This window comes from Methanomassiliicoccus sp. (assembly GCA_012719175.1).
In the GTDB taxonomy this organism is placed as follows: Archaea; Thermoplasmatota; Thermoplasmata; order Methanomassiliicoccales; family Methanomassiliicoccaceae; genus UBA6.
This window is the reverse complement of the sequence record JAAYAX010000004.1, coordinates 129,342-149,236: the sequence shown is the minus strand read 5'-3', so window position 1 is coordinate 149,236 and position 19,895 is coordinate 129,342. Positions and strand designations below refer to the sequence as shown.

Here is a 19,895-nt window from a genome sequence, read left to right as displayed (position 1 = left end):
CCCGGTCCATCCGGACCGTGGTGGGGCAGAGAAGCAACCCATGAGCGAAAGCTCTCGACAAAAGCCAGGGGGAGCGCCCTGTTCTCTAGCCCACTGGATACACTACTGCGCTCCCCCGGCACCAAGGGAAGTGGGCGAATGGTAGACAACACCGCACAGATCGACGCGCTCCTGGAGGAGCAGGAGCGGCAGAGGACGGCCGAGCAGGCCAAGATAGTGAACGCCAAGCTGGACGAGCTGGACTCGCACGTGACGATGCTCCGGGCGATGGGCGTGGACGTCAGCATCACGCTGGACGCACCGACATCGAGGCCGCTCGACAAGATAGAGAAGGTCGGCAGCACCAAGGAGATCGGATGGTACGCCTACGTGGACTTCCTCGACGAGGAGGGCACGAAGCGCAGGATCGACGCGGCCAAGGCTGCCGCTGCCTACGCCGCCAACGGGGGCGCTTGATATGGACCCCCGGTACTTCGAGGACTACATGAAGCTCGCGGCCGGGCACGCCGACACCGCGAGGATGTGCCTCAATAAAGCCATGGGCTACGCCGAGAGCGCCGCCTGCTTCGCCTCCGAGGGTGTGGACGTGCAGAAGGTCCGGAAGCTCGTGGAGAACGGCCTGGCCGAAGCGCTGGACGGCGTGCAGCACCTGGCGGACCTGATGTCCTACCTGGTGGAGGCCGCCTCCGCTCCGATGGCACCGGCAGAGAGGCTCGTGGCCGTCATGGAGAGTGATCGCTGATGGCCAACGTCAAGGTCCTTATGATCCCGATCACCGGGCCGGGGGACGTGCTCAGGATCCAGGACATCCTCGCGGAGGTCCTCAAGGGCGAGGGGGTCAAGGAGACGATCGTACCCTGCTCCTGCGGAAGCCTCAGCTGCGACAAGGTCCTCGGCTTCACGCACCTCCCGGACGGACGGTCCATCATCGGCATAATGCGCGGGGCGGACCTGCTCATGGGCATCACGCTGGACAAGGATGGGAAGCGGAGGCTCGTGGAGGAGCTCGGCGGGACGATGGGGGCCTGAGCGTCGTGCCCGAAAGATTAACTACTCAGCCCTATGATACTGACAATGGCCGGGCCCTGTTGAACGTACAGGATTGCCAAGTCCGACATTTCTATGGGGTCCGGTCACCCCTCTCCATTCTTTTCTTAAGTTCCAGAAGAGCAAGCTCGATGCCATGGGAACGGTTCGCAAAGATACGTTCCCCTACCATCTTGTCAAGCCAATCAGTGGCCTCCGGTGGTAGGGTCACAGTAACCGACTCCCGCCGCCTAGCCATGTCTTGCAAACCATCATGCCAATCTATATATCTGTGCATGGCGATGCCTATGCAAGCAAGCCAGATGCTTGCAGGACTTGGCAAAATGTACGGGATGAATGATAGGATAATTAGCGATAGCTTTGCGAACACGGGGGCCTGAGCGTGTCCTCCTTCTCGCTCTATCCGGCAGGGATCTACTCCTGGGAGAACATGACGCCCGAGGAGCGCCGTGAGTACCTGGCCGCTCACCTCGGCACCGATGACGGCAACGAGCGCGTCCTGCGTCTCGAGCTCACCAGGGGGCAGTATCAATGATGAACCGTACGCAGCTCCTGACGTATATCAGGGAGCTGGAGTACCACATGGCCATGCATCCCTCGGAGCGGTGGGCCGCGAAGCTGGAGGCCGCCAGGGACGTTCTCAATGGAGGCCTGTGAATATGATCATGAGCGTCATGCCGGTACAGGGCGCTGCCGAAGGCTCACGGACAACCATCCCCATGTTGCCACGGCCGTGGGATCTGTGCATCGATCCTGCCAACGCCCGCCGTGAGCATCTCGCCATTACTCTGAACGACGGCCGGGCCGCCAGCTCCTCTTGTCTGGACCCCCCCAGAGCCCACCGTCCATTCATCTCAGGAGGGAGAGCGTGACTCGCACTCAGGCGGAGATCATGCAGTTCGTGCCGGCGTCAGAGCTCCCGGCCATGAAGGACAGGGACCTGCCACGAAAGGAAGACCGCCGCTTCGTGTGCGAGATGTGCGGCCGGGACGCCGGGCCGCTGTGCGATCAGTGCCTCGAGGACTTGATCGAGACCAAGGCCGAGAGGATCGTCGAAGCTGTGCTCCAGGAAAGCATCAGCAGGCTCATTGACCAGGGGAGATTGGACGCGGTGATGCAGCGCATACTGGACCGCAGGCTGGCACGAGCCAGCATCACAACGGCCGACGAGCACGAGCTCGTGGACGAGGCATCGGGAATAATTCGAGATTGACAGGGGAAGGAGCATGGGAGAAGGGATGGGATGCAGATTAAATATTCACAGTTCACATTCACGGAGCAGTAGCTATGCCCTATGCGAAGCAGGGGGCGTTCTACGAGGCCATCAGAGAATACCTTACGTCACTGCGCCCGAGGGACGCCAGGACCGAGCGCGGCGTGGTGAGGAAGAAGACCGTTTACGAGTATCAGGGGATACTGTACGAGGCCGGGCAGCTGCTCGGCCTACCGGACCCCAGGCACGTGACGCTCGCTCAGATGAAGGCGCTGGAGTCGCAGATCTCGGGCGGCTCGGAGAGGACGTTCGCGAAGAAGCTGTCCGTCATCCGGGCCTTCCTGAGATACAGCGGCAACCAGGACGCGCTGAAATGGCGCGTTGCGAGGCATCCCACGCCATATCGCGGAGGGGTGTTCCTGAGCGAGCGGCAGGTGGCGAAGCTGCACCAGGAGGCGGCAAGGCTCGGCCCGCTGGCAGAGCTGGTGATATCGTTAGCCGTGGACAACGGCCTGCGGTGCGTGGACATCCACAACCTGACGATGGAGAACGCCCTGGAGTTCCTGGACTTCGGGGAGAGCGAGATATTAGGGAAGGGCCGCGACGGGGGCAAGATGGCCCTGCAGACCTTCTCCAAGTACACCATCGGGCCGCTGAAGCGGTACCTCGCCGAGCGCGAGAAGATGTTCGAGAGGAACCATGCCCCGCCGTCCGAGTTCCTGGTGTGGAAGGAAACGACTTACTTCCGACCGGCCAGGATGCGCCGGGCAGACAAGGACGACATGCGGGACATCGCCATCATCCTCTCCGAGAGGATGAAACTGCGGTTCGGCATGCACGATCTGCGCCGGACGTTGGGCCACCGGCTGCACCGCCGGGGATGGCCGATAGAGACCATCGCCAAGATACTGAGGCACGAGGACTGCGGTCAGACGTTCAGAGCGTACATCGGCGTGGACTCGTGCGAGATGAGGGCGGCGCTAGACTCACTGACTCCCGAAATGTCAAGCCAGTCGGAGACCGGCGCGTAAACTCCTTTCGGCGCCAGTTCGCTCCTAGGAAATCAGGACGGGGGCGGAGGATTAACTATTTATTACGCAGCCATAATCCATGGGGGTTATCATGCTCATTTGTCCTCTTGATTATCGTTATGGAAAGAAGGAGATGAAGGCCGTATTCTCGGAGGAGAACCGCCTCCGGAGCCAGCTTCTCGTTGAAGCGGCCCTAGCGCGCGCCCATGCCGCGGTCGGCAACATCCCCGATGATGCTGCGGAGATCATCACAGAGAAGTGCTCCCCGGAGCACGTGAAACTGGAGAGGGTCAAGGAGATAGAGGCGGAGACCAAGCATGACGTCATGGCCATGGTCAACGCCATCTCCGAGCAGTGCGGGGACGCCGGCCGCTACGTCCATCTGGGCGCCACGTCCAACGACATCGTGGACACCGCCGCGGCCCTGGAGTTCAAGGCCGCCCTGGATATGATCGAGGAGGACCTTGACAAGTTCATAATCACGCTCTGCGCCCTCGCGGCGAGGCACCGGGACACGGTGATGATGGGCAGGACCCATGGGCAGTTCGCCATCCCCACCACCTTCGGCTTCAAGGTCTCCGGCTACGTCATGGAGATGTTGCGCCACCGAGACCGCCTGCGGGAGGCCCGGCCGCGCATATGTGTGGGGAAGATGTCCGGGGCCATCGGCACCGGCGCCGGCTTCGGGGACAAGTTCTTCAGGATACAGCAGCTGGTCATGCAGGACCTGGGCCTGGGGGTGGAAGAGGCGGCCACGCAGATAGTGGGCCGGGACCGCTACGCTGAGCTGGTATTCCTATTGAGCATCATCGCCACCTCCTGCGAGAGGTACGCCACCGAGGTGCGGAACCTGCAGCGCTCGGAGATAGCGGAGGTGGCGGAGGCCTTCGACGCCAAGAAACAGGTAGGCTCCTCGACCATGGCCCAAAAGCGGAACCCCATGCTCTCGGAGAACGTCTGCGGTCTGGCCCGGATCGTGCGCGCGTACCTCGACCCTCAGCTGGAGTGCATGGTACTCTGGCACGAGAGGGACCTTACCAACTCCTCCGCGGAGAGGTTCATCCTCCCCCACGCTGCCGTGCTCACCGATGATATCCTCAGCAAGATGAACGATGTGTTCGCCCACCTCACGGTGAACGAGGCCAACATGCTGCGTAACATCGACTCCGCCGGGGGGTTCATCATGGCCGAGTCCGTTCTCCTGGCCCTTGCCAGCAAGGGAATGGGGCGGCAGGAGGCGCACGAGCTGGTACGAAAGGTGAGCAGGAAGGCCGAGGATGAGGGCAAGGACCTCAAGGAGGCGCTGAAGGCCAATCGTGCGGTCTCCAAACTATTGAAAGGGAAGGAGCTGGACATGGTCATGGACCCCACGAACTACGTTGGCCAGGCCCCGGAGATGGTCGACCGCACCGTCGCCTACGCCGAGGCAACGCTGGGGCGCAAGATCATCTGATCAGTGCCCATCGTACTTGTAGCGTAAGTGTGATCTGATGGTACGGGCGACCATAGGGTTGGCCTGTGCTTCGGGGAGATGCAGGTCCCTCATCACCGCCGCCATCAGCTCCGGCGAGACCTCTGGGCCGGTGGAGTTGCGCACCACTGAGCGGTGGACGGTCTGCACCAGGAGGGAAGCGTCATCAAGGCGCTTATTGATCTCCCGCCCCTCTAGTGGTCTTTCCCAGGCGGACAGCATGATCTCCGCCCCCAGGCCGCGCAGGCGGCGCAGCGAGCCCAGAGTGGAGAAGGCGTCGTCATATATGGGCAGGTCCCCGGGCACGGGGACGGCATCGCCGGTGATGATCGTGCGTCCCTGGGAGGACCACAGGGAGATATGCCCGGGAGAGTGCCCGGGGGTGAACACCACCGACAGCTCCCCGCTCCCCACGTCGATCCGGTCCCCGTCCCTGAGCACAGTGTCCACGGACACGGGACCGGACACCAGGGAGTCGAATCCGGGGACCGGCCTCTCCGCCTTCTGCACCGCGGGGTCCTCAATCCATGATCTCTCGCCCTCATGCGCCAGGACCTCGCAGCCAGTGGCGTCGACGATCTCCCTGGCCGCTCCGATATGGTCCGGGTGGGAGTGTGTCAGGACCAGCTTCCTCAGCTCTTTGGGACGACGTCCCAGGGAGCGCACCTTGTGCAGGATGATGCTCTCCGCCCCCCTCACCCCGGAATCTATGAGGGTCAGATCGTTCCCCTCCACCAGGAAGATGTTGACGAAGCGGTCGAGGGAGACGGTGGGGGAGATGGGCACCTTGAAAGGTATGGTGATGGGATGAATGGAGACCATATCGCTCGGCCACATTACGCCGCTTCGGTATTAAGGCATTTCCGCTTACCAGGCCCCTGAGGGCCATCCGAGGATAGGGGCTCGGGCAAACTTCATAGGGGGTGCTCCGTATCACGTAGCGTCGATCTCATTATGGGTCGGCATAAGGTCAATCTCATGAAGGGCATCGTGGCGTTCGACAGCGTGTACGGCAACACCCTCAAGGTGGCCGAGGCCATCGCCGAGGAGCTGAGGGCGGAGGGCCAGGAGATCGAGGTCATGGACCTGGGCAAGAGGATCCCCTGGGGGGCCGAGGCGGACTTCGCGTTCATCGGCTCTCCCACGCGGATGGCGAAGATGACCGGCCGCACCAGGAGGTTCCTGAAGCGCCTCAAGAAGGAGCATTGGAGCGCCCATACCATCGTCGCCTTCGACACCGTACTGAAACTTCCCGAGGACCCCGAGAAGAGGTCTAAGTCTGCGAAGTGGACCGAGGACGGAGCGGGGCCCAAGATCAAGGCGTTCGCCGAGGAGATGGGTATGAAGGTCCATCCGGAGGTGCTCAGGGCCGAGGTCGTAGGATTGAAGGGACCGCTAGCCCCTGACGCGCTGGACAAGAGCAGGGAGTTCGCCCGCAGGGTCATCAAGGACCTACTTTGAGCTCTCTCGTCAGAGACCTCATCACCGGCATCGTAAGTAGCTTACGCTGTCCTTGGAGATGCACGGACCAGGTCACGACGTTCTCTTAGACCTCTTGCAGCGTTCGTCCGTCATTGGAGTACAGGAACCCCTGGATGGTCACCTTGTCCCGGACATCCTGCTCCTGGATGCCCACCCACAGCTCTGATATCCTCTTAATCACCGACCCCTCAGGCATGATGAGTCCGGGGTAGTGGATGGCCAGCCTCCCGTACTTGCGGGCGGCCTCGATGTATTCGTTGTCCAGCTCCTTCTTCCCGGCGGAGAACACGCTCTCTATGAACTCCTTCCTAAGTACCGTTCCGTCCTTGTCCAGCACCCACAGCACCGCCCGGGGCTCGCGGTCCTCGAACTCATGCTCCACCCTCGCACCGGGGTGCTCCTTCAGCAGCTCTCCCGTGCGGTGGTACAAGGCCTTGTGGACGATGTCGACCAGAGAAGATCTAGCGGACATCGGCCCCTGTTCGGCGTCGGGGTCCCGATCGATGTTACCTTCCCTGTAGTACATGCCAACTGTTTCTCTCCTTCACGGATAAATACACTGTCGGCCAACCTTCTGAATTGACGATGTAACGTTCAGGTGACTCCTCACAAATCGGGTTAGCGATCACAGTGAGTGTCTGGAGAGCACATCGAAAGCTATTTTGATGGAGAGGCCGTATCGTTTATCAGGAAGGAACAAGTACCCCTTTTTCTATTAACATTTGTTATCAATAGACAAATATCTAATTGGAGTTGAAAATGTGAGCATTTCGGAAAAGATGACCAACACTGGGCTCCCCGGTCTCGACGAGATACTCAACGGGGTCATACTGGGGGACAACGTCGTCTTCCAGGTGGACGACATCGAGGACTACATGCGCTTCGTGAGCCCCTTCTGCCTGGAGGCCCGCAAGGGAGGGAAGGACCTCATCTACTTCCGCTTCGCAGATCACCGGGTGGTCATTCCCCAGGGATCGTGCGACCACATCTACGAGCTCCATCCTGAGGCCGGCTTCGAGAACTTCATCTCTGAGATATTCAGCGTCATCGAGGAGTTCGGCAAGGGCGCGTTCTATGTCTTCGACTGCCTCTCCGAGCTTACTGTGGACTGGTATAGCGACCGCATGCTTGGCAACTTCTTCATGCTCACCTGTCCCTACCTCTATGACTACGACACGGTCGCCTACTTCGCCCTCTATCGCAACCACCACACCACCTTCGCCATAGATGCCATACACTCGACGGCCCAGGTGGTCATGGACGTATACACGCACAGGGACGAGATCTATGTGCACCCCCTCAAGGTGGATGGACGGCAGTCCAAGACCATGTATATGCTGCACCGCTGGGAGGGAGAGGAGTTCGCGCCGGTGCTCACCAGCACCACCACCGCGGAGATCCTCACCGAGGTCCCCCAGCCATGGCTGGACTACTCGCTGCACCAGCAGGACATCTGGACCAAGTGCTTCCTCCACGCTCACAAGGTCGTCGATGCCACCAGCGCGGACCGGAGCGAGGACTGGAGGGGCAGCAGCCTGTTCAACCGCCTGGTGCGCATGGCCTTCACCCGCGACGAGAGGCTGACGAGGCTCATCGAGCAGTACTTGGAGTTCTCCGACCTGGTGGACATCGGTAAGCGGATGATAGGCACCGGCCTCATAGGGGGCAAGTCCGTGGGCATGCTCCTGGCCCGGGCTATCCTGAAGAAGAAGGATGAAAGATGGACGGTGAGGCTGGAGCCGCACGACTCCTTCTTCATAGGCTCCGACGTGTTCTACACCTACCTCATCCAGAATCGTTGCTGGTGGATACGCAGGAGGCTCAACGATCCCAGCTCTGGGTTCGTCCTGGACGAGGATGCGGAAAGCCGTCTACGCACGGGTAGGTTCCCCAAGGACATCGAGGCCCAGTTCATCAAGATGCTGGAGTACTTCGGGCAGTCGCCCATAATCGTTCGCTCCTCCAGCCTCTTGGAGGATGCCTACGGGAACGCTTTCTCGGGGAAGTACGAGAGCGTCTTCTGTGCTAACCAGGGGACGCCCCAGGAAAGGTTGGAGAATTTCCTCGATGCCGTGCGTCGGGTGTACACCAGCACGCTCAACAAGGAGGCGCTCGCCTACCGCGCCCACTGGGACCTGCTGGACCGCGACGAGCAGATGGCCATCCTGGTTCAGCGTGTCTCCGGCTCCGTGAACGGGGACCAGTTCTTTCCGCAGATCGCCGGAGTGGGGGACTCCTTCAATCCCTACGTGTGGAACAGCGAGATAGACCCTAAAGCGGGAATGCTCCGCCTGGTGTTCGGCCTGGGCACGAGGGCGGTAGAGCGCATCGATGACGACTACACCCGCATCGTGGCGCTGAATGCCCCGCTGCGCCGCCCCGAGGCCGGCTCCGAGGACGTGAGGAGATACTCGCAGAAGAAGGCGGACATATTGGACCTGACGGCCAACCGCCACACGTCGCGAGACTTCCGCGAGATCGTGGAGCCCTTGAACGACTTCCCCCTGGAGATATTCGCCAGCCGCGACCTGGCACTGGAGAGGCGGGTCCGGGACGCGGGCGGAGATGAGGTGTTCTCATGGACCCTAACCTTCGATGAGCTCCTATCCAAGGGCTCCTTCGTCAAGGACATGCGGGATATGATGAGCGTCCTGGAGGAGGCGTACCAGCACCCCGTGGACATCGAGTTCACGGCCAACTTCAACGATCTGTCGGACTACAGGATCAATCTCGTGCAGTGCCGGCCGTTCCAGACCAAAGGGGACATCCTGAGCGTGGAGAACACCTGCTCCGTCACCGCGGAGCAGAAGGTCCTGGAGTCCGCGGGTCCGGTCATCGGCAGCAACATCGCCGCCACCGTGGACCGCATCATCTACGTCGTCCCCGAGGTCTACGGCGGGATGAAGCTCTCCGACCGTTACACGGTCGCACGGACCGTAGGCAAGCTGGCGCACCTGAAGAAAGAGGGAGGGAAGCCCACCATACTGCTCATCGGCCCGGGGCGGTGGGCCACCGCCGATCCCTTCCTGGGGGTCCCCGTGTCCTTCTCGGAGATAGACACCGTGTCCATACTGTGCGAGGTGGTGGCCATGCACGAGGGGCTGGTACCGGAGGCGTCCCTGGGCACCCATTTCTTCAATGACCTGGTGGAGTACGACATGCTCTACTGCGCCGTCTACCCCGCAAGGGAGGGGCATGTGCTCAATAGTGAGTTCTTCGCCTCCTCCGAGAACAAGTTGACAGCTCTCCTGCCGGACGCGGAGCCGTTGAGTTCGGTGATCAAGGTCATCGACGGCGAGGACATCTCCCGCATCTGCGTCAGCTCCGATGTGCTGAAACAGAAGCTGACCTGCTACTTCGATTGCTCATCGGAATGAGCGAGATACCTGAACAGGAAAAATTCAGACATGTCATCCCGCGCACGATGGCCAGCGGAGCGGCATGATAAGAGATAAGGGGATGGGCCGTCAATGAGGGAATGATGAACGTTCTAGTGGTCCTGCTCTCATACCATCACGGCAACACCAAGAAGGTCGCGGACGTCATCGCCAGGGTCCTTGATGCCGATGTCAGGACGCCGCAGGATGTCACCCCTGAAGAGGCCTCGCGTTACGACCTCCTGGGAATGGGTTCCGGTATTTACAGTGGTAGGCACCACCAGGCCCTCCTGGAACTCGCCGAAAGGCTGCCTCCGGTCACCTCCAAGAGGGCGTTCCTGTTCTCTACCAGCAGCGCGGTCATGGTAGGCGACGCTGGAAGCAAGCGCTTCCAGGAATATATGGGCGAGATCCACGCTCCCCTACGCGAGAAGATGATCTACAAGGGCTATTCCATCTCAGGGGAGTTCAGCTGCCCCGGCCTAAACACTAACAGCTTCATCCGTCACTTTGGAGGGCTGAACAAAGGGAGGCCGAACGTCGAGGACCTCGCCCATGCGGAGGATTTCGCCAGAATGGTGCTGACAGAAGCCTCTCGATGATCCCCAATCCTGGCTACGGGCGATGAGGAATGGTCACTTACAGAACGATAGCGTTGCACGGCGCTTTCCTTCATTAATTGCATTCGTTTTGAACTTACGTATACCGGCTAAACCGTTCTGAAGCAGTTCGCGGGTACGACGATCTGGAACCTCACACCTCTGCCAAGCTCGCCATTCTCGGTCATCGCCATGCCGGTGATGTCGAGGATCTCCCTGCTCAGGAACAGCCCCAGGCCGTGGTTCGTCCCGTGCCCCCTCTTGAACAGGTTCTCCTTGTCCGCGATGCCGTTCCCATTGTCCGCGTACACGATCATCAGGTCCCATCCGGACCTCTCGGTGCGCACCTCGATCCTGTCCACCTTCCCCCCGTGCTTCAGGGAGTTGTCGATGAGGTTATGGAACACCTTGTAAACCAGGGGATCAGCGAGTATCTCTACGTCCTCCACTTCAGCATCCACCGCTACCTTTCCCAGATCGGCATTACGGACCGCCCGGAACCAGACCTGTCGCAACGATTGCCACTCCGGTCGCCCCATTCCGATGCCCTGGTACTCCCTGGTAGCGTCGGCCTGCTCGCGCAGGAAGCGGACGTTTCTCTCCATGTTGTCCAGCCTCTCCGCTCTCTTGGCCTCTCTGTTCCCCAGACGCTCCAAGTCGATGTACCCCTGGAGGGCCACGAGCTTGTTCAGAGTGTCATGCCTGGTGATCCCGTCAAGTATGCTCAGCCTCCGGTCCGCCTCCTTGAGCCTGGTCTCCATCTGCCTGCGCTCGGTGAGGTCCCGGCAGACGAAGACCAGCCCCGTGGGCTCCCCGTCAACGTCCCTTAGAACGTCCCCGTTGGCCTCGAACAGCAGCTTCTCTCCGTCCTTCATAACAAGATGGTACTCCTGCGGACCGATCTTCCGCTCCAGCATCCGCACGGCGTTGTATAGGCTCCTATCCCGGTCCTCCTCCGCGATGAAGGAGAACAGGACGTGGCCAAGCACCTCGTCCCGAGCGTACCCGCTCAGCTCCAGGGCCGGATCGTTCACCAGGACGATGGTGCCGTCCATGTCGGTCCTGATGACGATGTCCGGGATCGTGGACACCAGCTTGGAGTGCATCTCCTCGCTCACGCGCAGCGCATCGTTCATCCTCCTGCGGTCGTTCACGTCGTCAACGATAGTCAGGACCTTCTCCGGCCGGCCGCGGGGATCGACCAGCATGCTGCAGTACAGCCGCGCCCACACCACCGCCCCGTCCTTTCGGACGTAGCGGACATCCTTCTCGAAGTGGTCTATGGCGCCGGCCTTCAGCGAGGCGTACAGACTCCTTACCACGGAGGCGTCCTCGGGGTGAGCGTGGTCTGCGGTTCTCATCCCCATAAGCTCCTGGGGAGAGAATCCGGTGATCTGGACGAACCTGTCGTTGAATTCAACTGGCCTCCCTTCCAGGTCCGCGGTTACTATGCCCACCGCGGCCCCCTCGAAGATGGCCTGGAACTTCTGCATGCTCTTCCGCAGCTCCTCCTCCCTCTCGCCCAGTGTCCTCTCCCAGTCCCTCCTCTCGGTGATGTCCTCGATGAAGACCATGGTGCTGCCGTTGGCCAGCTCAATGGCGAAAACGGAGACCGTCACGAAAGTGCCGTCGCCACGGAACAGGCGGGCCTGCATGGACCCCGAGCCTCTGTCGTGGAGAGCGGGCAGCTGATCCTCCATGCGGAGCTGGTCGTCCGGCAGCATGAGGTCCTGCGGCCTCTTGCCGAGCACGTCCTCCATGGAGCACCGCATCATGTCGCAGAACTGGGGGTTCACCTCCATGATGGTTCCAGAGGCATCGATGAGGGCGAAGGCCAGAGGGGCCTGCTCGATGATGGTGCGGTACTTCTCCTCGCTCTCCTTTAGCATCGATCCCATGGCGAACCTGTCGCTCATGTCGGTGAAGAAGGCCAGGAAGGCCCTGCGCGATGAGATCTCCACCTCCGTCATGAGTACGTGCATGGGGAACTCGCTTCCGTCCTTCCGCAGGCCGAAGGTCGTCATCTCCTCCAGCCGGCCCAGGTGCTCGCGGTCCAGCACCGGCTGTATATGCGGGCGCTCGCGGGGGGAGACGAGATCGAGGATGTGCTTGTCCCGCAGCTCTTCGATGTCATCGTATCCGAACAGCTTCACGAAACGCCGGTTGCACTCCCGCCTCACGAAGTCGGGGGAGATGCTGATGGCAATGGGCGCCTCCTCGAACAGGGTGCGGAAGCGCTCCTCGCTCCTCCTCAATGCCGTCTCCGCTCTCAGCTGGCGCTCCTTGGCCCTCAGGCCCAGGATGCCGAAGGCGAGGTCCGCGGTCATGTCCTCCAGGAGCTCGACCTCCTCGGGGGTGAAGCCCTCCGGATCATCCGTGTAGATGCCCATGGCGCCGAAGGCAAGGGAAGAGTCCACAATAGGTATGGCCACCATGGAACGGAAACCCAGCTTCAGCAGCTTATCCCGCCATGGCCGCATCAGGGGGTTGGTTTCCAGGTTCCGCATAGTGACCGACCTCCCGGTCCGGATGGCCGTGCCCATGGCCCCTCTTCCGTTCTCATCATCGGTCCAGCTCACCCTTAGGTCCCTCAGATAATCGTCGATATCGCCGCTCCAGGCCACCGGCCGCACCGACCTTTGTTCATCGCGCTCGGCCATGCCGATCCACGCCACCTTGTACCCCGCGACCTCGCATACGATGCGGCAGATGTCGTTTACCAGCTCCTGCTCCGTCCGGGCCCTGATCATGGCCTTGTTGCACTCCTTGATGGCCATCAGTTCCTTGTTCAGGCGGTTCAGGCGCGCCTCTACCTGCCTCTTCACGGTGATGTCCTGGATGACGCCTACGATCTTGGAAGGCGTCCCGTCCTGGTCACACAAAAGCTCAGCGCTCGACCTCACGAAGCGAGGTGGGCTGTTATCAGCAGGCAGGACCTGGTACTCCATGTCGTAGGCCGGGCCCCTGTCGATAAGGTCCCTCAGCGCCTGGACGGCGCGCTCTTTCCCCACGATGCGTTCGGCGATCTTGGACCACCCTATGGTCCCATCGCTCGGCCGGGGCATGCCGAAGATGCGCCAGCTCTCGTCCGAGCCCCACAACATACCGGACGCTCCGTTCCAGGTATACTCCCAGCTCCCGATCTGTCCGATGGCCTGGGCCTTGGACAGCCGGGCCTCGTTCATCTTGAGGGCGCTCTCGGCCCGAATGCGTCGGACGGCCTCCTTGACCTTATACTCCAGCTCCTTGAACTGAGCTGTGGGGTTCCCGCCCTTCTGCAGGTAGAAGTCGGCGCCGGAGTTCAGGGCCTCGATGACAACCTCCTCACGGCCCTTCCCGGTGAAGAGGATGAAGGGTATGCCATTTCCTTGCGAGCGTAGGATCTTCAGGAAGTCGATGCCGTTCATCTCCGGCATCTGGTAGTCGGAGATGATGGCGTCAAATCTCTTCTCGGCCATCAGCGTCCTCGCTCCCTTGACCGATGTGGTGGTCTCTACGGTCATGTCCCCGGAAAGCTCCAGGAAAGCCTTGCAGACATCGAGCAACGCCTTCTCGTCGTCGATGTAGAGGACGTCCATCATGGCATGCTACCCGGAACGAAGTCACGCCAGCGTATAAATAACATACTTACTTTCGACTCGATATTGATAATTATTTTATTTTTTATTATAGAGTATAATATATTATTAACATAAGGCGATGTCGGACTTCATCCTATTCTGTCACCTAGGATGGCGAGATGCAGAGCGTCGGAACATTCGTCTATCATCGAGGCCCTCATCACTGTTTCGGGATGAGGCACTTTCCGGACGCAACGAGAGGGGGTTCGTGAGCTAGTTACATGTTGTGGTCGGCCTACTCTACGGGAACAATTTTATTCCAAACATTTGGTTAGGAATCTAACCGATGGGTCCGACCCTCGTTATTTCTACTCCCTGCTCTCCTCTAATGATCAGAGGTGAGGGGCATGGCAAAGAAGGAGCGCAAGAAGTTAGCTGACGATTCTGAGGAGTATGTCTTCGAGGAGGGCGAAGAACCTCAGGACATCTACGATGAAGAGGTCAGAGATGAGATGCTCGAGAACGATGAGATAACGGCCACCGAAGAAGGTTTCATGCGCGGCTGGGATGGGACCGTGGAAGGTGGTAAGAAGAAAAGGAAGGCGGGAGAGCATAAGGATACCGTGTCGGTCGAGCTTGTGAAGGACCAGTACACGGAGGATTAGCTGTCTTCAGAGAATCGTAAATAAGTTATCGATGGAGGTCGGGGCAGTTCGCTCGAGGACGAGGCCTGCGGCGATCCATTGAGGTGCACTGCCCACGTCCCCAAGCATATCAAGTTAATTCCTTCGAGCCAGAAGCATGGTTCCCTTTTATGTCCAGGCACTTGGCCAGTTTCCTGATCATGGACTCCTGGAGGATCGACCTATATCAAGACCAAGCGACCATGCCTCAAAGCATCACAATGGTGCTATATCTGGAAGCAAGCCGCCATACAGAGTGACGAACTCGTTCCATAGCTCCTTGCTGCGATCCTTGTACCTCTTTGATAGCTCCCAGTCGCACTGGATGTCGCCGGAGTCATCGAACATGACCACATGGTCGTGCCTCCAACTGTTCACCAGCAGGTTGGTGATGAACGCTGAGTAAGGGTAGCTTACCGGATCGCTACGGTCTACCGGCAGCCCCTCGGGATGAACATACTCCTTCTTGGTATGATTGAAGACCGCATACACGATGCCCATGAACTCACCTATGGGAGGAAGGTCTAGATATCCTTACCCATTTAAGGACAGATCTTATGCCCAACAGCTCATAACGTGGAACGATAGAAGCCCGTTAGTATCAAAGTTCGAAACGGCTCCCGCATGAGGGGCACGACACGAACACATCTATGGCGCAACCGAACGGGCTGGTCTCCGCGACCCTGACCGTTCTTCCATCCAGCACGTCGTCCAGCGCGTTCCTGAGGTCGCTGGTCGTTATGAAGGCCAGCCTGGGCGAATCGTCGATCCTGCCACGATATCTGAGCTTCCTATCCTGGTCGAGCAGGAAGGCATGGAGGGTCAATATGGCGCCGTAGTCTTTTGCGACCGTCTGGTCCTCGTCCTTCAGGTACGGGAAGGAGTAACCTCGCTCATGGGCGACCCTGATCATCTCCTGGTAGCTCTCAGTGGGCAGCAGGTCCGCGTTATCGGAGTTTATGGCCACTATCTGCACTCCTTGGTCCCTGTAATCGCTCTGTATCGCCTCGATCCGTTCGGTGTAGGCCAGGTTGGTGGTGCAGCGGTTAGCCATGAAGATGATCACCAGGACCTTCCTATCATCGAACGAGGACATTGAATACATCTTTCCGTCGACTCCCAGCAACCCTTGGAACGACGGAGCCCTATCATCGATGGCGAGAGCGTGCGGCTGGTCAGGTGAGGTCATCTTATCTCTCCATGAAACTTTTCGTTGGCTGATCGATCATGAACTGGACGGGATCGAGCTTATCCCCTTCCCATTTCAGCTCCTCGCTTATGAATATGTTGGCATTGAAGGCGGGGACAACCAGACAAGAGCGTTCCTTATGATGCGAACATTTTCACCTGTTGAAAAGAACAAGATGCCCGAGGGCTGAGGTCGAACAACATCTATAACTGCTCACCGGCACAATTCTCCCTATATGCTTCCTGATGATTATGCTGTGGTCAAGGACCAGGTGGCCCCGTGCGGGATACGGTGCGGCGATTGCGAGATGGGCAAGGGCTGTGTGGCCGAGGCAGCGATCAACCTGAAGGGATACCTCAAGAGGTACGATGTGCCCAGCTGGGCCCATATGCTGCCGGGAGGTAGCGATGTGAACTTCAAGCTGCTCGATGAAAACCTCGTATGGGTCAGTAACATGATGAGATGCTCGGGCTGCCTTAATGGGGGTGGCGATCCGAACTGCCCCATACGACTTTGCTCCAGGGAGAAAGGGCTCTCCTCCTGCGGTCAGTGCGGTGACTTACAGGGATGCGGGAAATTTGAATTCCTGGGCGATCACGCGGTGATCTTGAAGAAGGAGCTGGCAAAAGGTCCCTGAACTCAAGGGAAATCACTTTTGCCAGGACCAGCCTGACTTACTGCCATCTTCTTGAGGAGGTCCACCCAGCGGCCGAGCCACTCACCCGACCGGTGGGTCATCCATCACCTCGATCATGTCGGCGAGTTATGCCCTGAACCGTTGTGCCTCTAGCCGGGCAAATGTTCCATGCTACCTTCTTCGATGCTCTCCCCCCGACCCACTGGGCGTGGACGATGCGAACGCTCATGGCAAGAGCCCCCGGGAGTACTTGCAGTGACCAGAGACGCATACACATAGGATTTGCCGCTGAGCTGGTGGAAGTCCTTCGGAAATTCTCCATCTCAGGCTTTCACTTTTTTATTCAAGATGTAAACTCCGATTCCTATCATCAGGAAGAAAATGGCAGTGACGACAGCTGATGGCTTCAGGTAGAATGCAATACCGATACAGCTTATCATGGCAAACACTGGCGTGTAGGGATACAGGGGAACCTTGAACTTTCGCGGTACATCAGGCATGGTCTTTCTAAGCTTTATCAAGCTCAGATTGATGAAGAAAAATGTTAGTAGTGTACCGAAATTGAAGATCGATGCCAGTAGCTCAAGGTCGCCGTTTGATAACAGAACGATCCCGCTGATGATGATCCCGCATAGTAAGACCGTCAATGCCGGAACATTCTGTTTCGATATCTTCGCAAGCCTGCTTGGTATTACGTCCTGGCGGGCCATGGCGAACAAGGCCCGGGACGCGCCCATAATGGAAGACATAATGACCGAGGTCGTTGCGAACAGGGCAGAAATCGCCACATACTGAAGGATGAAGACATTATCGGTGACCGTTCTTAAGGCATATTCCAAAGGCGCGCTGGATGTGCCGAGGAGCTGCCAGTTCACAACCCCTACGGCCACTATGGCCACGCCGATGTAGATGGCTGTACATATGGCAAATGAGAACAGAATGGCCCGCGGAACGTTCCTTTCGGGTTCCTTGATCTCTTCGGCCATGACGGCGATGGTGTTGAATCCGATGAAGGCGAAAAAGATGATGGCAGCTCCGGACATTATGCCTGAGAAGCCTTCGGGGACGAATGGCTGATAATTTGAATAATCACCGCTGGAGAGTATGGCCACAGCGCATGTGGTGATGAATATCAGCAATGCTATGATCTTGAGGACGACTAGGAGGCTGTTGACCCACGATGCTTCCTTTATGCCCTTGAGGTTCAATGTCATCAGGACGATGGGCCATATGGTTCCGATGACAACCAGGTTAGCGGTGCTCGTTGGAATCCCTACAAAGTAGGTAAAATAGGCGGCGAACCCCACACTGACCGCGCTCGCTCCCACGATATAGTCAAAGGATTTCATCCAACCCACGATAAATCCTGGAAATTTGCCGAAGGCCTTGGTCGTATAGATGTAACTTCCACCTGCCTCATGTATGAAAGAGGACAGCTCTGCTGTAGAGAGGCCGGAAAGAAGGGCGACTGCACCTGCGATGATAAACGATATTATGACGGCCGGACCAGCTATACCAGAGGCCACACCAACGAGGACGAATATGCCCGTACCAATGATCGCCCCTATCCCGATGGTCGTTGCTCCCCAGAAGCCTAAGGAGCGTTGCAGCTTTTCCATGTATGGCCATCTCCGACATTTAGTATCCTAAGATTGTATCGGTAGGATGCATCTGCGTCGATCAAGATAAGCCAGCACATTCCAGATCTTTCCTGGTTCGTGGCTTTGTCGGTGTCGTTCTGGGTGCTGATAACGAAATTGACATTATCGACATCTGTTCGGTTGGGGGGGACCAAGGGAATGCTGTTCTGTGTCATCGCATTCAAGGCCAGCCAATTTTTTAGATCCTCCTCAAATGACATTTTCCAGCTTTCTATCGCGTGTTCATGGATGGCCATCACAACACTAGCCTCGGTGGTTTTTGAGAGGAGCCAATATTAGTACGCTCGCACAAAAAACATTGAAAAACGATGAAGGGTTAGATCCGTGTGACTGTCGCATAAAAATTTTGAGGTCTGGTTCTGTCGTTTGACTCCTTTGAAGAGCGATCCTAAATGGTTACATGGTTTAAGTAGCCAAAAAATTTTTTTCAACTCAGCAGAAGGTATCCTGTTTGCTCAGCTGTTCATTAAAGTAATGATACTAGAAACTCCACTGACTTTCTCATCAACGATATGGACTTCTTTTTTATCGGACAATCACAGAGGAGTTCACGAATATCCGCGACCATCTTATCCACCTGCTCGCGACATTCCCCTGATGGAAATACTTCGCGCTCTCAGAGATTTAGTTCTGCCTTAGAGGAAAGGATGAGATAAAATGGAGCTGAGACATCTGGCAATAATATCCATCGCCATCGAGGAAGAAAAAGGATTATATCCATCCTTTCGTTACCTGGGTCTATCACGGGCAGATAGATCAGCTGGAAGATCGCGACATTCGCAATGTCGAGGCCGCGGGTTCAAATCCCGCTCTGTCCACTTTTTTCCTGGCTAAGCTCATTTTGTACCATTTGCGGTACAACAAAGGATTTTTGATAGCTGGCATATTTCGCCATTGCGTGGTCCATATCCTCAAGGTCTAGACCGATATAGTGCGCAGTTGTCCTAGTGTCGGCGTGTCCAAAGATACGTGCGATCTCTTCTAGGGTCACGCCCGCACGGTACATCATACGCCCACAGGTGCGTCTGAGATCATGGTTCGAGAACTCGAAACCAATTCTTTGACCAAGATCCTTCAATAGATTGTCCACGGCGGTTTTCTGGTAAGCGTTCAGCTTCCCTCCCCGTTCGTAGATGAGCAACATATTGGGAATCTTGACCGAAGGATCTTTCTTTCTAGCCTTCTTGATTTCCATGTTTCTCATATCCAGATATTCATCTAAGAACGAGGCTGTTTCTGGATGCCAGCTTATCTGTCTGAACTTCCCACCGTCTCGGCCCTTACCGTGGATGAAGATGGCCGGTTGTCGGCCATCCTTGAAGTCATTCACCTTGAGCCTTAGGACCTCACACCTTCTCAAGCCTAGGTCCAGCTCGCAATGCGTGACTATCCTTTCCAATCCCACAGCGTTCAACCTAACGGTGGTTGCTTCATCATCGGTGAGCCATCGGATATTCCTAGGGGAAGTGTCTCCGAAACTGAATCGGAGTTTAGCTATCTGGGTATTCCCCGCCCACCTCAAAAAGCCTAAAAGGATTTTGATAAGGTTTGATCTCGTCCTGTTGCATTGGGTAAGGTAGTCATCCCTAAGATACTCGATTTCCTTCTTCCCTACCTTTCGAGGGTTAAGGGTCATCTTTGCATCTTCAAGACCATTGAATAGGTGATTCAATGCCCAACGGTAGTCTTGAATTGTCATAGGGCTCCTTCCGCCGTCCTCCAATTCTCGAAGATATTCTGCTACTTCTTGATCGAGGGACCATCGAGGTCTTGCCATTATCAGGTCCCTCCAAGATGCCCTATAGCATTCCGAAAAGAAACAATTTGTCCGTTGTATTCGCTCTCCCACTCACCCCTTTCAAAAAACTTAACCTTCTTAACTTTCTTAACGTCGGCCCGTATCTGGATAGGCCAAAATATCGAGGTTAAAAAAAGGTAAGGGGAG

Annotated in this window: 22 protein-coding genes and 1 tRNA gene; 14 read left to right on the top strand and 9 right to left on the bottom strand. The window is 57.7% G+C overall.

Annotated elements, in window-relative coordinates:
• Positions 1 to 138: 138 nt before the first annotated feature.
• From GXX95_01110 to GXX95_01100, 3 genes are read left to right on the top strand one after another with little or no spacing between them, the layout of a single operon-like run.
• Positions 139 to 456 carry a hypothetical protein gene (locus GXX95_01110; protein NLT36746.1) on the top strand — a complete coding sequence of 106 codons (318 nt, stop codon included), beginning with the start codon at positions 139 to 141 and terminating at the stop codon, positions 454 to 456.
• 1 nt (position 457) lies between these two features.
• On the top strand, positions 458 to 742 hold the full coding sequence (locus tag GXX95_01105) for a hypothetical protein (GenBank protein ID NLT36745.1): 285 nt from the start codon (positions 458 to 460) through the stop codon (positions 740 to 742).
• Positions 742 to 1,029, top strand: coding sequence for a hypothetical protein (locus GXX95_01100; GenBank protein ID NLT36744.1), 288 nt, complete (start codon positions 742 to 744; stop codon positions 1,027 to 1,029). The genes GXX95_01105 and GXX95_01100 overlap by 1 nt, the downstream gene beginning before the upstream one ends.
• Before the next feature lie 91 nt (positions 1,030 to 1,120).
• On the opposite strand, the gene GXX95_01095 is transcribed toward GXX95_01100, so the two are convergent.
• Entirely contained in the window at positions 1,121 to 1,285 is a 165-nt protein-coding gene (locus GXX95_01095; GenBank protein NLT36743.1) for a hypothetical protein, read from the bottom strand.
• A gap of 144 nt (positions 1,286 to 1,429) precedes the next feature.
• On the opposite strand from GXX95_01095, the gene GXX95_01090 reads away from it, so the two are divergent.
• The 5 genes from GXX95_01090 (at position 1,430) to GXX95_01070 (ending at position 4,744) form a co-directional block, all read left to right on the top strand.
• Positions 1,430 to 1,582 carry a hypothetical protein gene (locus GXX95_01090; protein NLT36742.1) on the top strand — a complete coding sequence of 51 codons (153 nt, stop codon included), beginning with the start codon at positions 1,430 to 1,432 and terminating at the stop codon, positions 1,580 to 1,582.
• Positions 1,583 to 1,706: 124 nt separating this feature from the next.
• Positions 1,707 to 1,919 (top strand): hypothetical protein, encoded by a 213-nt coding sequence (locus GXX95_01085; protein NLT36741.1) that lies wholly within the window; start codon positions 1,707 to 1,709, stop codon positions 1,917 to 1,919.
• On the top strand, positions 1,916 to 2,260 hold the full coding sequence (locus tag GXX95_01080) for a hypothetical protein (GenBank protein ID NLT36740.1): 345 nt from the start codon (positions 1,916 to 1,918) through the stop codon (positions 2,258 to 2,260). The genes GXX95_01085 and GXX95_01080 overlap by 4 nt, the downstream gene beginning before the upstream one ends.
• A 74-nt stretch (positions 2,261 to 2,334) precedes the next feature.
• The gene (locus tag GXX95_01075; GenBank protein NLT36739.1) at positions 2,335 to 3,291 is read left to right on the top strand and encodes a tyrosine-type recombinase/integrase; all 957 of its coding nucleotides are present in this window, start codon (positions 2,335 to 2,337) and stop codon (positions 3,289 to 3,291) included.
• Positions 3,292 to 3,382: 91 nt separating this feature from the next.
• Positions 3,383 to 4,744, top strand: coding sequence for an adenylosuccinate lyase (locus GXX95_01070; protein ID NLT36738.1), 1,362 nt, complete (start codon positions 3,383 to 3,385; stop codon positions 4,742 to 4,744).
• On the opposite strand, the gene GXX95_01065 is transcribed toward GXX95_01070, so the two are convergent.
• Positions 4,745 to 5,584 (bottom strand): MBL fold metallo-hydrolase, encoded by an 840-nt coding sequence (locus GXX95_01065; protein NLT36737.1) that lies wholly within the window; start codon positions 5,582 to 5,584, stop codon positions 4,745 to 4,747. It lies immediately after the preceding gene.
• Between the two features lie 132 nt (positions 5,585 to 5,716).
• Between GXX95_01065 and GXX95_01060 the strand changes: the two genes are divergently transcribed.
• Positions 5,717 to 6,223, top strand: a complete 507-nt coding sequence (locus GXX95_01060) for a hypothetical protein (GenBank protein ID NLT36736.1) — start codon at positions 5,717 to 5,719, stop codon at positions 6,221 to 6,223.
• 85 nt (positions 6,224 to 6,308) lie between these two features.
• Here the strand turns inward: GXX95_01060 and GXX95_01055 are convergent, their stop codons facing one another.
• Complete coding sequence (locus tag GXX95_01055) at positions 6,309 to 6,770, bottom strand: hypothetical protein (protein NLT36735.1); 462 nt, start codon at positions 6,768 to 6,770, stop codon at positions 6,309 to 6,311.
• Positions 6,771 to 7,005: 235 nt separating this feature from the next.
• Between GXX95_01055 and GXX95_01050 the strand changes: the two genes are divergently transcribed.
• Positions 7,006 to 9,621: a pyruvate, phosphate dikinase gene (locus GXX95_01050; GenBank protein NLT36734.1), complete on the top strand. Its 2,616-nt coding sequence runs from the start codon at positions 7,006 to 7,008 to the stop codon at positions 9,619 to 9,621.
• Positions 9,622 to 9,725: 104 nt separating this feature from the next.
• Positions 9,726 to 10,223 carry a flavodoxin gene (locus tag GXX95_01045; protein ID NLT36733.1) on the top strand — a complete coding sequence of 166 codons (498 nt, stop codon included), beginning with the start codon at positions 9,726 to 9,728 and terminating at the stop codon, positions 10,221 to 10,223.
• A 107-nt stretch (positions 10,224 to 10,330) separates the two neighbouring features.
• On the opposite strand, the gene GXX95_01040 is transcribed toward GXX95_01045, so the two are convergent.
• Positions 10,331 to 13,801: a PAS domain S-box protein gene (locus GXX95_01040; GenBank protein NLT36732.1), complete on the bottom strand. Its 3,471-nt coding sequence runs from the start codon at positions 13,799 to 13,801 to the stop codon at positions 10,331 to 10,333.
• 386 nt (positions 13,802 to 14,187) lie between these two features.
• Here GXX95_01040 and GXX95_01035 point away from each other — a divergent pair, with 386 nt between their 5' ends.
• The gene (locus tag GXX95_01035; GenBank protein NLT36731.1) at positions 14,188 to 14,445 is read left to right on the top strand and encodes a hypothetical protein; all 258 of its coding nucleotides are present in this window, start codon (positions 14,188 to 14,190) and stop codon (positions 14,443 to 14,445) included.
• A gap of 234 nt (positions 14,446 to 14,679) precedes the next feature.
• Here GXX95_01035 and GXX95_01030 read toward each other — a convergent pair whose 3' ends face one another.
• Both GXX95_01030 and GXX95_01025 read right to left on the bottom strand, forming a co-directional pair.
• Positions 14,680 to 14,964 (bottom strand): hypothetical protein, encoded by a 285-nt coding sequence (locus GXX95_01030; GenBank protein NLT36730.1) that lies wholly within the window; start codon positions 14,962 to 14,964, stop codon positions 14,680 to 14,682.
• A gap of 100 nt (positions 14,965 to 15,064) precedes the next feature.
• On the bottom strand, positions 15,065 to 15,652 hold the full coding sequence (locus GXX95_01025; protein ID NLT36729.1) for a thioredoxin family protein: 588 nt from the start codon (positions 15,650 to 15,652) through the stop codon (positions 15,065 to 15,067).
• A gap of 256 nt (positions 15,653 to 15,908) precedes the next feature.
• On the opposite strand from GXX95_01025, the gene GXX95_01020 reads away from it, so the two are divergent.
• Positions 15,909 to 16,289 (top strand): DUF3795 domain-containing protein, encoded by a 381-nt coding sequence (locus tag GXX95_01020; protein ID NLT36728.1) that lies wholly within the window; start codon positions 15,909 to 15,911, stop codon positions 16,287 to 16,289.
• 323 nt (positions 16,290 to 16,612) lie between these two features.
• On the opposite strand, the gene GXX95_01015 is transcribed toward GXX95_01020, so the two are convergent.
• A complete protein-coding gene (locus GXX95_01015) occupies positions 16,613 to 17,908 on the bottom strand; it encodes an amino acid permease (protein ID NLT36727.1) in 1,296 nt (431 codons plus the stop codon).
• Complete coding sequence (locus GXX95_01010) at positions 17,884 to 18,186, bottom strand: hypothetical protein (protein ID NLT36726.1); 303 nt, start codon at positions 18,184 to 18,186, stop codon at positions 17,884 to 17,886. Before GXX95_01010 ends, GXX95_01015 begins: the two co-directional genes overlap by 25 nt.
• 509 nt (positions 18,187 to 18,695) lie before the next feature.
• Here GXX95_01010 and GXX95_01005 point away from each other — a divergent pair.
• Positions 18,696 to 18,768, top strand: a tRNA-Ala gene (locus tag GXX95_01005).
• On the opposite strand, the gene GXX95_01000 is transcribed toward GXX95_01005, so the two are convergent.
• Positions 18,750 to 19,727: a site-specific integrase gene (locus GXX95_01000; protein NLT36725.1), complete on the bottom strand. Its 978-nt coding sequence runs from the start codon at positions 19,725 to 19,727 to the stop codon at positions 18,750 to 18,752. The two genes, GXX95_01005 and GXX95_01000, sit on opposite strands and share 19 nt — an antisense overlap.
• Positions 19,728 to 19,895 lie beyond the last annotated feature (168 nt).

What these genes read in the sequence shown, in the direction of transcription:
- GXX95_01055 (NLT36735.1), bottom strand. Translation starts at nt 6,770, where the DNA reads ATGTACTACAGGGAAGGTAACATCGATCGGGACCCCGACGCCGAACAG.
- GXX95_01035 (NLT36731.1), top strand. Translation starts at nt 14,188, where the DNA reads ATGGCAAAGAAGGAGCGCAAGAAGTTAGCTGACGATTCTGAGGAGTAT.
- GXX95_01010 (NLT36726.1), bottom strand. Translation starts at nt 18,186, where the DNA reads ATGGCCATCCATGAACACGCGATAGAAAGCTGGAAAATGTCATTTGAG.
- GXX95_01015 (NLT36727.1), bottom strand. Translation starts at nt 17,908, where the DNA reads ATGGAAAAGCTGCAACGCTCCTTAGGCTTCTGGGGAGCAACGACCATC.
- GXX95_01030 (NLT36730.1), bottom strand. Translation starts at nt 14,964, where the DNA reads ATGGGCATCGTGTATGCGGTCTTCAATCATACCAAGAAGGAGTATGTT.
- GXX95_01110 (NLT36746.1), top strand. Translation starts at nt 139, where the DNA reads ATGGTAGACAACACCGCACAGATCGACGCGCTCCTGGAGGAGCAGGAG.
- GXX95_01045 (NLT36733.1), top strand. Translation starts at nt 9,726, where the DNA reads ATGAACGTTCTAGTGGTCCTGCTCTCATACCATCACGGCAACACCAAG.
- GXX95_01095 (NLT36743.1), bottom strand. Translation starts at nt 1,285, where the DNA reads ATGGCTAGGCGGCGGGAGTCGGTTACTGTGACCCTACCACCGGAGGCC.
- GXX95_01070 (NLT36738.1), top strand. Translation starts at nt 3,383, where the DNA reads ATGCTCATTTGTCCTCTTGATTATCGTTATGGAAAGAAGGAGATGAAG.
- GXX95_01105 (NLT36745.1), top strand. Translation starts at nt 458, where the DNA reads ATGGACCCCCGGTACTTCGAGGACTACATGAAGCTCGCGGCCGGGCAC.
- GXX95_01060 (NLT36736.1), top strand. Translation starts at nt 5,717, where the DNA reads ATGGGTCGGCATAAGGTCAATCTCATGAAGGGCATCGTGGCGTTCGAC.
- GXX95_01065 (NLT36737.1), bottom strand. Translation starts at nt 5,584, where the DNA reads ATGGTCTCCATTCATCCCATCACCATACCTTTCAAGGTGCCCATCTCC.
- GXX95_01000 (NLT36725.1), bottom strand. Translation starts at nt 19,727, where the DNA reads ATGGCAAGACCTCGATGGTCCCTCGATCAAGAAGTAGCAGAATATCTT.
- GXX95_01085 (NLT36741.1), top strand. Translation starts at nt 1,707, where the DNA reads ATGATCATGAGCGTCATGCCGGTACAGGGCGCTGCCGAAGGCTCACGG.
- GXX95_01040 (NLT36732.1), bottom strand. Translation starts at nt 13,801, where the DNA reads ATGATGGACGTCCTCTACATCGACGACGAGAAGGCGTTGCTCGATGTC.
- GXX95_01100 (NLT36744.1), top strand. Translation starts at nt 742, where the DNA reads ATGGCCAACGTCAAGGTCCTTATGATCCCGATCACCGGGCCGGGGGAC.
- GXX95_01025 (NLT36729.1), bottom strand. Translation starts at nt 15,652, where the DNA reads ATGACCTCACCTGACCAGCCGCACGCTCTCGCCATCGATGATAGGGCT.
- GXX95_01075 (NLT36739.1), top strand. Translation starts at nt 2,335, where the DNA reads ATGCCCTATGCGAAGCAGGGGGCGTTCTACGAGGCCATCAGAGAATAC.